General features: G+C 25.0%; 13 protein-coding genes and 1 riboswitch. Of the genes, 12 read left to right on the top strand and 1 reads right to left on the bottom strand.

All coding sequences use genetic code 4. The features are described from left to right. The first annotated feature begins 12 nt into the window (after window positions 1-12). Window positions 13-702 (top strand): phosphate signaling complex protein PhoU, encoded by a 690-nt coding sequence (gene phoU, locus AAHM84_RS00170; RefSeq protein WP_342258902.1) that lies wholly within the window; start codon window positions 13-15, stop codon window positions 700-702. 12 nt (window positions 703-714) lie between these two features. Here the strand turns inward: phoU and AAHM84_RS00175 are convergent, their stop codons facing one another. After that, the gene (locus tag AAHM84_RS00175) at window positions 715-1602 is read right to left on the bottom strand and encodes a hypothetical protein (protein WP_342258903.1); all 888 of its coding nucleotides are present in this window, start codon (window positions 1600-1602) and stop codon (window positions 715-717) included. 76 nt (window positions 1603-1678) lie between these two features. Between AAHM84_RS00175 and ftsY the strand changes: the two genes are divergently transcribed. From ftsY to AAHM84_RS00230, 11 genes are all read left to right on the top strand, one after another. Then, a complete protein-coding gene (ftsY, locus tag AAHM84_RS00180; protein WP_342258904.1) occupies window positions 1679-2665 on the top strand; it encodes a signal recognition particle-docking protein FtsY in 987 nt (328 codons plus the stop codon). After that, window positions 2658-2981 carry a YlxM family DNA-binding protein gene (ylxM, locus tag AAHM84_RS00185; protein ID WP_342258905.1) on the top strand — a complete coding sequence of 108 codons (324 nt, stop codon included), beginning with the start codon at window positions 2658-2660 and terminating at the stop codon, window positions 2979-2981. The genes ftsY and ylxM overlap by 8 nt, the downstream gene beginning before the upstream one ends. Next, window positions 2981-3745, top strand: coding sequence for a TIGR00282 family metallophosphoesterase (locus tag AAHM84_RS00190; protein ID WP_342258906.1), 765 nt, complete (start codon window positions 2981-2983; stop codon window positions 3743-3745). The genes ylxM and AAHM84_RS00190 overlap by 1 nt, the downstream gene beginning before the upstream one ends. Before the next feature lie 102 nt (window positions 3746-3847). Continuing rightward, the gene (locus AAHM84_RS00195) at window positions 3848-4213 is read left to right on the top strand and encodes a hypothetical protein (RefSeq protein ID WP_342258907.1); all 366 of its coding nucleotides are present in this window, start codon (window positions 3848-3850) and stop codon (window positions 4211-4213) included. A 62-nt stretch (window positions 4214-4275) separates the two neighbouring features. Beyond that, window positions 4276-5241, top strand: coding sequence for an alpha/beta fold hydrolase (locus AAHM84_RS00200; protein ID WP_342258908.1), 966 nt, complete (start codon window positions 4276-4278; stop codon window positions 5239-5241). A 36-nt stretch (window positions 5242-5277) separates the two neighbouring features. After that, window positions 5278-5372: riboswitch (SAM riboswitch) on the top strand. A 64-nt stretch (window positions 5373-5436) separates the two neighbouring features. Then, window positions 5437-6570 (top strand): methionine adenosyltransferase, encoded by a 1134-nt coding sequence (gene metK / locus AAHM84_RS00205; protein WP_342258909.1) that lies wholly within the window; start codon window positions 5437-5439, stop codon window positions 6568-6570. Window position 6571: 1 nt separating this feature from the next. After that, window positions 6572-7234, top strand: coding sequence for a copper homeostasis protein CutC (locus AAHM84_RS00210; protein WP_342258910.1), 663 nt, complete (start codon window positions 6572-6574; stop codon window positions 7232-7234). Then, window positions 7234-8523 carry a methylenetetrahydrofolate--tRNA-(uracil(54)-C(5))-methyltransferase (FADH(2)-oxidizing) TrmFO gene (gene trmFO / locus AAHM84_RS00215; protein ID WP_342258911.1) on the top strand — a complete coding sequence of 430 codons (1290 nt, stop codon included), beginning with the start codon at window positions 7234-7236 and terminating at the stop codon, window positions 8521-8523. The genes AAHM84_RS00210 and trmFO overlap by 1 nt, the downstream gene beginning before the upstream one ends. A gap of 35 nt (window positions 8524-8558) precedes the next feature. Continuing rightward, window positions 8559-9266: a hypothetical protein gene (locus tag AAHM84_RS00220; RefSeq protein WP_342258912.1), complete on the top strand. Its 708-nt coding sequence runs from the start codon at window positions 8559-8561 to the stop codon at window positions 9264-9266. Window positions 9267-9343: 77 nt separating this feature from the next. Beyond that, the gene (locus AAHM84_RS00225) at window positions 9344-10978 is read left to right on the top strand and encodes a biotin/lipoyl-binding protein (RefSeq protein WP_342258913.1); all 1635 of its coding nucleotides are present in this window, start codon (window positions 9344-9346) and stop codon (window positions 10976-10978) included. Between the two features lie 127 nt (window positions 10979-11105). After that, a complete protein-coding gene (locus AAHM84_RS00230) occupies window positions 11106-12065 on the top strand; it encodes a 3'-5' exoribonuclease YhaM family protein (protein ID WP_342258914.1) in 960 nt (319 codons plus the stop codon). Window positions 12066-12120: the final 55 nt, after the last annotated feature.

Below are 12120 nucleotides of genomic sequence, written 5' to 3' on the forward strand. Positions count from 1 at the left end.
GAGGGGAATTAGATGTCATATAACAAAATACTAGATAGTGATATCAAAACTATTAAACGTGAATTAATAAGATTAGTAGAGGCTACAAAATCTCAATATGCAAATACTTTTGAATCTTTAAAATCACAAAATCTTGAATTAGCACAAGAAGTAGTTAGCGGTGATATCAAAATAAATGATTTACAAAATAGTTTCACAAAAATGGCTTTATGAAAAATTGCAAAACAACAAATGGTAGCTGGAGATTTAAGATTAGCAGTTGGTGGAGTTTTAATTAGTCGTGAAATTGAAAGAATTGCTGATGTGGCTAAACATATTTGTGCTTTTACTATCAAGTACAATCCCCAACCAATTGAAATTGAATATATATCAAAAATGTTTGATTTAGTTAATAAGATGCTAAATATAATCTCACTTTTGATTGATAATTATGACAATGACCAACATCAAAAAGTTTTAAAAGCTGAAGAGCAACTAAGTATGGAGTTTTCAAATTTATCAAATATTTTAGCAGCTAGAATATCAGATTCTAAAAATGCAACTGAATCTAAAAAAATAATCACAATAGTAAGACAATTAAAAAATCTAGAAAGAGCTGGAGAATGTCTTATAAATATTGAAGAGACATTACAATTTATTAGAACAGGTAAATTTGAAGAACTTCAAGAATCAATGATTAATAATTTAAACACTAAGAAATAATAAAAGGAACTGTTAAAAAGTTCCTTTTATTATTTCTAATGTAATTAACTTAGCACAACTAAAGTATTTGCTTGAAAGTGAAAAAGTAATTTGCTTTTCATTTTTTGCTTCAATTTTAAATAAGTTATTATAGTTAGTTCTATTTTTATTAAAAAATGAGTACTTTTTAATTCAATCGAATATTTCCTTATTCATCATTTCTTCATCTTCATAGTAGGTAATAAATTTATCACTTTTTTTAACTCCAATATTTGATGAATCTCTTACTATTCTAAAATCCAAATTTGTATTATTTAAAAAATTAGATTTTATAATATCATTTTGTTGTTTATTCAAGTCTTGAAAGTCTAAGAACTCTCAAAACTCGTCCACATTATTTAAAAATATATTTGATGAAACATATTTGTCAAATATATTTTTAAACTTACTTTTTAAAATATCTTCTAATTCAATTTGAAGATAGTTGCCTTTATTTAAAACTAATGGATTAATAAATAAGTATCTATTCAAAATATTAACTACATCATCAATTTTATCGTAGTTAAATAAAATAACATTAAACTTACTTAGAATTTTTTCATTAAGAATATTTGAATTTTTCTTATCTTTAAATAAGATATCTATTTCTCCACTTTCTTGATTTAGAACTTCAAAATCAATTTTTTTGTATAAATCCATTCCAAATTTACTATTAGAAAATGCTTCCTTTAATAAATTTTTTATTTCCTTATTTGTTAGTCTATCCACATTTTCTTGCTTTTCAACTTTCATATAAAGAAAATCATCTAAGCCAGTTAAAAATTTTGAATATTTATTTACATTTTTATCTTCTAGTGTCATACTTACACCAGTAGAAACAGTTAAACCTAAAGAAAGTCAAACTGATAACATTTTTTTCATAATATCCCCTCACACATTAATATATATAATATATTAAAATTATTATACAATTAATATTGAGAAATGAGGAATTTTTATGGGATTTTGAAGTAATTTAAAAGAGAGACGAGAAATCAAGAAACAACAAAAAAAACATAAAAAAGAGCACAAAAAGACTTTAACATTTTCAACTGATATAAAAAAATTAAGTAAAAATTATAAGGAACCAAATAATGAATTTTTTGAGGACTTAGAAAATATTTTAATTAGAACTGATATGGGAATGAAAATGGTTTTAGAAATATCAAATAGAGTGAGAAAAAAAGCAAAAGCAAAACATTCCTTTGATCAAATAAAAGAAATCCTTGTCGAAGAGATATATGAAACTTATAATAGTGGTCGTAAGTATAATGATAAATTAAACTATAAAGAAGGTAGATTAAATATTTTTATAATGGTAGGTGTTAATGGAGTTGGAAAAACAACAAGTATTGCAAAAATAGCAAATTATTATTCAAGTATGGATAAAAGAGTTTTAATAGCAGCAGCAGATACATTTAGAGCAGGAGCTGTGGAACAACTTCAAGAATGATGTGATAAGAGGCTTAAAAATGTAGATTTAATAAAATCTGAAAATAATTCTAAGGACCCTGCAAGTGTTGTTTTTGATGGAATTAAAAAAGCAATTGATGAAAAATATGATTTATTATTAATTGATACAGCGGGAAGACTTCAAAATAAAGAGCACTTAATGAAAGAATTAGAAAAAATGACTAAAATTATTCAAAAGAACATTTCTGACGGTCCTCATGAGAGATTATTAGTTATTGATGCTCAAACTGGGCAAAATGGAATAAGTCAAGCAAAGGCCTTCTCAGAAACAACTAATGTTTCAGGGATAGTTCTTACAAAAATGGATGGTACAAGTAAAGGAGGAATTGCTTTAGCTATTAAAGATATTTTAAATATTCCAGTTAAATTAGTTGGTACGGGTGAAACTGTAAATGATATAGAAGAATTTGATATAGACAATTACATTTGAGAGTTAACATCAGATTTTATGGAAGATAATATAAATGATTAATCCAGATATACAAAAAACTGCTGATTTAGCAGAACTATATGATTATTATAAAAGCTTATTAACTGAAAAACAGTGTCAATATTTTGAATTGTATTTTTTTGAGGATTTAACTTTGCAAGAGATTGCTGAAGAGTTTAAAGTATCAAGAAATGCTATTTATGATAGCATTAATAAAACTTCTCTATTATTAACCGATTTAGAAAATAAATTAAAATTAAAATTAAAAAATAATAAAATTAGAGAAAATTTGGATAATGCAAAAGTAAACAAAATTTCAATGGAAGAATTAATTATAGAATTGGAGAAAAATTTATAATGAATTTTTTAGTGGTAGGAGATGTATATTCAAAATCTGGAAGAGATGTTTTAGAAAAACATCTTAGTTCAATCGTTCAAAAAAATAAAATTGATTTTATTATTGTTAATGGTGAAAATATTAGTCATGGTAAAGGTATAAATAAAAATCACTATGATTTTCTTAAAAAATTAAAAGTGAATGTAATAACTAGTGGAAATCACATTTTTAAGGTTAAAGAGACTTTTGATTTTATTAATAATGTTGATGACCTTTTAAGACCTGCAAATATGAACTCTTTTAATCTAGGTGTTGGAACAAATCAATATAATTTTAGAAATTTAAAAATTAGAGTTACTAATATGATGGGCAAGAGTTTTATGGAACATGTAAATAATCCATATGAGATAATGGACAAAATAATTAAAAATAATACAGCTGATATACATATTGTTGATTTTCATGCTGAGGCAAGTGCTGAAAAATTAGCTTTTGCTTGAAACTATGATGGAATTTTAACAGCTGTTATAGGAACCCATACCCATGTTCAAACAGCAGATGAGAGGTTATTACCAAAAGGTACAGCTTTTATTACAGATGTTGGGATGACAGGACCTATTAACTCAATTATTGGAGCAAATCCAGAAGAAGTTATCTTTAAAGAAAAAACTGGACTACCAAGTAAGTTTACACCATCTGAAAATCCAGGACTTCTTTGTGCTGTTATTATAAAATTAGATTCAAAAAATAAGGCAAAATCAATTGAAAGAATACAATTACAATAAACTTTCATTTTTATAGGAAGGGCTTTTTATAAGAAAATATTTTCTATTTTAAATTGTGTATAATAAAAATATAAATACCTATTCCTAGGAGAAAAAATAATTATGAAAAGACAGGACAGACTTAGAAATTTACATGAATGTTTATTGGCTTTAGATAAAGAAGTTATGAATGTTTGTATGGGTATTGAACAAAACTTAAAATCATTTTTAAAGTACAGAAATACTTATGAGAGTGTTTTGAATGAAATTGAATATGAAAGAAAAAACGAGATGTATGGACGCCCATCAATTTATGATTTTGAGAAAATGAGAGTTAATTTAGAACAAGATGCAGGTAATGTTGTTTATGAGGCCATTAATGTTATAGGGAATAATGAATTTATAACTAGAAAGCAGAATGTTATTTATGCATTCTGATTTATGGGTCAATTCGATGTATATGCATTAGAATTGGCTTATGAAGATTAAGAAAACTTATAAAAAGTACTTTTTTTAAGTACTTTTTATTTATAATTAAAAAAGGTGATTTTATGGAAATATGATTAGCTGTTTGAGAACTTCTAAGCATAATTGTTTATGTTATGTTTGGAACTTTTATTTTTATCTTTATTTTAACTTTAATTGCAAGAATAGTTAAATTTAATAAAATTAAATTTAGATCATCTCCAATTATAAAAAGTGAACTTGTAAAGAAAAAAATGTTTAAAACTACTTCAGGTTATGAACTTAGATGATTTGGAGAAATTGATCCAAAGAGTGAATTTATTATTATCGGTGTTCATGATATTTATAGAAATAGAAAAGATTTTGATAAATTAGAATCTTGATTAAGAAAAAATCAAAAAAATAAGTACTCTTTAGTATCTTATGACCAAAGAAACTGTGGAGAAAATGAAGTGAATAAGCATTTTAATTTTGGTGCATCAATTTCTGACTTAGCAGAAATTATTGAAGTTATTAGTGAGGCAAATCCTAATGCTAAAATAGTACTTTTAGGAGAAGGATTTGGAGGTAGTATTTGTTCATTTTTTTCAAAAGATAAGAGAGTATATAAAATTATTTCCTCTTCATTAAGATTAAATAATCCTTATAAAAAGGGATTTAACTTTTATTTAAGACTATGATGGGGAACACTTTTTAGAGCCAATACTAAACTTATGGAGCCAATTAATGGATTAGATTTTACTGATGAAAAAGAATATGCAAAAAAAATAGAAGATGAAAATATAACAAAAAACTTGTTAACTGTAACTGAATATTATTTATGAAAAAAAATTAATAAAAAGTCAATTAAAAATATTAATAGTTCAGAAATAAGTATTAGTATATTTCTTTCAAATAATGATTTTTATTGTGATTCGAAAAAAATAGCGAAGTATTTATCAAAGTTAGATAAGGATAAATATTTTTTAGAAAAGATTAAAGAAAAAAAACATTATTTATTAAATACTAAAAAATCAGAAGATGTATTTGAATTAATTGTTAAAAATATATAAAAATTTGTTATTATTATTTTATAAAACTTAAAATTATTCTTATTTAGAACTACTGAGAGAAAATAACTCAATGAGGTAGTAGCAACCTATTAAATTAGGTGCTGAAATTAAGGGGAAACCAACGATGAGATCTATTTAACTTCTCTTTTGTTGGAGAAGTTTTTTATTTTTTTTGAAGGAGAAGAGAAATAAATTATGAGAAAATTATTTACTAGTGAATCGGTTTCAGAAGGACATCCTGATAAAATTTGTGATCAAATAAGTGATGCAATATTGGATGAATGCTTAAAACAAGATTCTAATTCAAAAGTAGCATGTGAAACTTTTGTTACAGAAAATTATTTATTAATTGGTGGAGAAATAACTACAAAAGCAATTGTTGACTATGCTGGGATTGCTAAGTGAGTTTTAAAAAGAGTTGGTTATAATGATGCTTCTACAGGTATTGACCCAGAAAAATGTGAGATAGTAGTTAAAATTAATACACAATCTCCTGATATTGCAATGGGTGTTGATAAAAAAGATATAGGAGCAGGAGATCAAGGAATTATGTTTGGTTATGCAAATAGTGAAACGCAAACCTATATGCCATATTCAATACAAATAGCTCATGATTTAGTTCATATGGCATCGAAATTAAGAAAAAATGGAGCTTTTAAATGAGCTCAACCAGATATGAAATCACAAGTAACAGTTGATTATACTAATGAAAAAAACCCAAGAATTGATACAATTTTAATGTCAATACAACATGACGATGATTATAATCAAAAAACTTTTGAAAAGTTTATAAAAAATAATATTATGGATATCATTGCAAAACGATATGGATTAAATACAGACTTTAAAATTCTAATTAACCCAACAGGAAGATTTGTTATTGGTGGGCCAAAGGGTGATACAGGACTTACGGGAAGAAAAATTATTGTAGATACTTATGGAGGATATTCTCGTCATGGAGGAGGAGCTTTCTCTGGAAAAGATCCAAGTAAAGTTGATAGAAGTGCTGCTTATATGTGCCGTTATGCTGCAAAGAATATTGTTGCTGCAAAATTAGCTGATAAAGTTGAAATTCAAGTAAGTTATGCAATTGGTAAGCCAGACCCAGTTTCTATTTTTATAGAAACTTTTGGAACAAATAAAGTATCTATGGATGTTATTTATAGAGCTCTAAATGATAATTTTAATTTTAATGTTAGTTCAATTATCAATACTTTAGATTTAAAATCACCAGTATATTTTAGAACAAGTAAATATGGTCATTTTGGGAAAAAAGAATTTAGTTGAGAGAAGTTAGATAAAGTAAGAGTTTTGGAGGAGTATTTGTAAGATGCTATTAGAAGTTATTGGAAAAGATTTTAAAGATATTAGATTAATAAATAATTCTAACGCAAATAGAATTGAATTTTGTAATGATTTAAAAGTTGGGGGTTTAACACCTGCTTTAGAAGATATTAAATATGCTTGTGACTTATCAAAATTACCAATAAATATTATTGTTAGAAATACAGCAAGAGATTTTTTTTATACTGAAAAAGAAAAAGAAGATATGATAGAGCAAATTAAATTTATTAGAACAACAAAGGCAAATGGAATAGTTATTGGTGCTCTTAATAAGGACTTAACAATAGATGTTCAATTTATGAAACAAGTCATTAAACATAAGGGAAATTTGGAAATAACATTTCATAAAGCATTTGATGAGTTAAAGGAATTTATTAAATCTTATCGATTGCTAAATGAACTTGGAATAGATAATGTTTTAACAAGTGGTGGTAAGGATATAAAAAAAGGTAGAAAAGTTTTAAAAAAACTTGTTGCTCTTAACTTAAATACAAAAGTATTAGTTGGTGGAGGAATCGATCAAAAAAACTTTTCTAGTTTTAAAAAAATATCTAAAAATATTCATGTTGGTTCTTGTGTAAGAAATAATAAAAGTTGAGATGAAAGCGTTAATGATAAAAGAATTAATGAGTTATTGGAGATAAAATAATGAAAGTAAATATAATTGGTGCTGGTTTAGCAGGTTGTGAAGCAGCGTGACAATTAGCAGAAAAGGGTATTGAAGTCTATTTATATGAAAAGAAAAAAATTCAGAAAAATGAAATTCAAACATTGAATACATTTGGAGAATTAGTTTGTTCAAATACTTTTAGAAGTTTATCAACTCAAAATGCTGTTGGTATTTTAAAAAAAGAACTTGAATTGTTAAATTCCTTTATATTGGATTGTGCCTTTAAAACTCAGATTCCTTCTGATGATGCTCTTGCAGTAGATAGAAAAGCATTTTCAGATTTAGTTGATCATAGAATAAGAAGTCATAAAAATATAAAGGTATTTGAAGAAGAATTTTTAGATTTAAATACACAAGAAATTGTGTTAATTGCAAGTGGTCCTTTGTGTTCACAAGAGTTTAAAATGCAATTAGAAAAATTACTTGGAAAACAAAAGTTATTTTATCTAGATGCATCTGCTCCAATAATTGAGAAACAATCAATAGACTTCTCAAAAGTCTATTATAAATCAAGATATAAAAATGATAATAGTTATATTTGTATACCATTAAATGAAGAGGAATTTAGTACTTTTCATAATAAAATAGTAAATGCAAATACTGTTGATTTAAAAGATTTTGAACAAGAAATTTTTTTCAGAGGTTGTCAACCAATAGAACAATTAGCTAAAACCTCTAAAAAGATACTATTAAAATCAGTTATGTCACCAAATGGATTAGAAAATGTTGATGGAATTGTGCCTTATTCAGCTGTACAATTAAGAAGAGATGACGCAATGGATAATTTCTATAATATGGTTGGTTTTCAAACAAATCTTATTTGAAAAGAACAAAAGAAAATTTTTTCATCTCTTCCAGGACTTGAAAAAGCAGTCTTTAGAAGGTTTGGAGTCATGCATAAAAACAACTTTATAAACTCTCCAAAAATTCTTAATAACAAACTACAAATGATGCGAAAAAAGAATATATTTTTTGCAGGTCAAATTACAGGTGTAGAGGGATATATAGAATCATTTGCATCGGGTTTAGTAGCAAGTAGAGGAATTCTTAGTTATATTAATAAAAGTGAATTTATAGCATTTCCAGAAGATACAATTTTAGGTAGTTTAATAAGTTATATTACAAATCCAAAGCATAAGAAATTAAAACCAATGAAGTCAAATATGGGTTTAGTAAAGATTGATCCTATAATGAATTTTAATTCTAAAGAAGAAAAAAATTCTTATATATATAAAAATGCTTTAAATAAAATAAAGTCTTTTATTTAGTTTAAATTATAAAATTAAAAAAATGGAGGTTTTCTTTGTATAGAGATAAAAGAGTATGAGCTGAAATTGGCTCAAAATTAGTATCAAGTCTTTCATATTACAATGATTTTGAAATATCAGAGGAAGAAATATTTGAGTTAATTGCAAATGGAGAATATCTATTTGACGACTCAGAAGAAATCTATGGAAGAAACTTAATTAATCTATTAAAAATTTGAGAGATTATTAGAACTAAAATCATTGAAACAAGAGAGAATTTTATAAATAATGCAAAACATAAATGAGCGTTTACTTGTGAAGATTATAAAGAAATTTATGTATTACTTGATGAAAATGGAAACTCTAAAGATATTTTTCAAAGTGAGGAATTTATTAAAAAAAGAAGTGATGAAATGACCACTTTCTTTGAAAACGGTGTAATTGAAGAAAATGGTTTAGAAGCTATTTTAGAAGATATTTTAATCATATATATTTATTTTGCAGTTCAAAGTACATTAAATATAAAGACTTCAATTTTTCTGTATTTGATAATAAATGCAATGCTTTTATATAAAGGTTTTGGACCTTTATTAGCAACATATAGAGGTGAAGTAAGTAACATTTTTGATTTAGTATCTAGATTAGTAGTTCAATGCCAAAATTTACCAATTAAAAGTTATATAACAGCTCCTCTTTTTAGTGTATGTATTTCAAGAATTATTGATTTATCTGAGAATAATAAAATATTCTTTGAGTCTATATAAAAAACTACAATAGTTGGTTAAAGTAGTGTAAAATAATAATATAGTGTTTATTAGCACTTTAACTAAAGGGGTTCTTTATGGAAAAAATAAAATTTAAGAATGTCAAAAAATATAAGGGTATTGTAGAACAAGTATTAGTTAAAGAAGGCCAACCAGTAAAAAAGGATCAAATATTAGCAATAATATCAACGCAACTTGAAAAATTTGATATACGTTCTACAACAGATGGAGTAATTAGAAACATTTATGTAATTGAATCATTAATTGTTTCACATGGAGACACTCTATTTGATATATTCTCTTATAAAGAAATGAAAAATTTATTGAAAAAACCATCTAATATGAATGACACATTAAAAGATGGTTTAAGCGAGTTTGGATACTTAGAAAAATTAATAAATGAATCAGATGAGCCTGATGAAGAAGAATTTGAAAAAGTAAAACAAAAAAGAGTAAAAAAAGCAGAAGTTTTAGTTGACACGGATTTAGATATTCTTGATAGTTTTGAAACTGAAAAGTATTTAAAAGATGAAATTATAGAAAGTGAAATCCAAATAGAAGAAGAGTTCACTGAGGATCCAATTGCTGAGGCAAAAAGGGAGTCTACTACTGTTCAAACAATTAAAACTGAAACCTCAACTTTTGAGATAAAAGAAAATCCAGCAATTGTAACAGAAACTATTACTAAAAAAATAGTTTATGAAAATTCTGATAATTTTAAAGATAGTAATTTATTTTCAGATGAAATTTCAACTGTTTCTCAATCTGAAATTTTAGAAGAATTATCAAAAAATAATACTGAAGATAACTTAGAAGTAGTTGAAGTAAAACAAAAACCAGAAATTTTTAAGAAGCAAGAAACTATTGTTCAAGAATCTAACTCTGTATTTTTAAAGGAATTAGATTATGAAAGATTAGAGAAAGTTTTAAAAAATAGTGAAAAATTAAATAATAAGTTTAAAGAAATTGAAAAAAAAGTTTCATCATTTATGGAAGAAACTAAAGAAATTAATAAAGATACTGAAAAAAGTATTAATTCAATAGCAAAAAAAATAGATGAAAAATCAAAAAGTATTAATTCTAAGTTAGAAGAAGTTGAATTAAAAGCAACAGAAAATAGTAAGCTTGTATCAAATTCAATTGAAAAGAAAGTTATTGTAGATAAAACAAATATAGGTAGTTTTTCCTTTAAGTTGGATATAACTGCTTTAATAAGTCTACAAACTTTAATGATTGAACCTTCAAAAGAGGAAAATGTTGATCTTGAACTTAATGCATTTTATGTAAAAGCATTAAAAAGAGCTTTAACTAAATTTGAAGAATTGGATTCAAGTCACTCACTTATTAGATTAGTAAAAACTGATGGATATTCAGTAAATGATACAGTTGTAAAAGTAAGTGATGATTTAAGTATTTTGGACATTTCAAAGGAAATACATAAAAATCAATTAGTAAAAGATAAAGAAGTTAAAGTAGCAATTTATGATATTTCAAATTTTGGATTAGATAATGCAAATTTTGGATTAACTAAAAATTCAATCTTATCAATTTACATTTCATCAATATCAAGTTCATTTAAAGACGATGGAAATTTAACAAATTATGTAAAAATAAATTTTGCATTCAATCAAAATAGTTTAGAGCCTGAGGATGCAATAATGTTTGGAAAAGAATTTATAAGTATTTTAAAAAACCCGGGTTTTTTAATTTAATAATAAATAAGCACTAAAAAACTAACTAGAAAATATATTACACAATTAATAAAGGTGTAGAATTTATTTTTCCCAGTTTAAATAGTGTTTTTTTGTTAAAATTAGTTTATCTTTGAGGAGTATAAAAATGATTAGTAAAATTAATGCAGAAAGTAAAATAGTAACTTTAATAGCTAGAATAGAAAAAGCAATTTTATCAACAGGAAATAATGGATCAAATTATTTAATTTTAAATTTAATTGATAAGTCTGGAAGAATTGAAGCAAGACTTTGAAATTCTATTGAAAAAGATGTTGAAGAATTAAAAAGTGGTTTAATTGTAAAAATAGAAGCTGTAACCAATGTTTATAGACAACAATTACAATTAAAAGTTAATTCTTATGAAATTATTGATGAAAAAGATTATAAAAAACATAATATAAATGAGGAAATGTTTAGTATTAGTGCTCCAATAAATGTTGAATCGCATTATGAAAAATTAATAGATTTTATAACAACTATTGATAATGAAACTTACAAAAAGATAACTTTAGCAATTTTAAAGCAGTATGAAGTTCAATTTAAAACTTTTCCAGCTGCTGTAAGTATTCATCATAATGTGGTAGGGGGTTTGTTTTGACATAGTTACTCATTATTAATGGGAGCAAAAGCAATAAGAGAAGTATATAAATATGCAGATATTGATTGAGAATTAGTATATTGTGGAACAATTCTTCATGATATAGGAAAAGTACTTGAAATGGCAGGAAAAAATGCATCAGAATATACTGATGTTGGTAAATTATTGGGTCATATATCAATAGGTAATACTTTTGTTTCAAATAAGGCTATAGAATTAGGTCTAAAAGATAATGAGGATGTTTTAAAATTACAACACGTAATTTTAGCAAGTCATGGTAAAAATGAATATGGCTCTCCTGTAGAACCATTATTAATTGAAGCAGTTATTATTTCTTCACTAGATTCATTAGATGCAAGAATTTATAAAATTAATGATGAATTATCAAAAGTGGAGAAAGATGCTTGATCATCAAGAATTCTTTCTGAGGATGGAAGAAGTTATTTAAATCATAATAAGAAAAAATAAATAAGTTTTAGTAGATAGTTAATGTTTTTTAGTATTTTACAATTAAGAGGTAAAA

This window comes from Spiroplasma endosymbiont of Dioctria linearis, from assembly GCF_964030865.1.
In the GTDB taxonomy this organism is placed as follows: Bacteria; Bacillota_I; Bacilli_A; order Mycoplasmatales; family Mycoplasmataceae; genus Spiroplasma_A.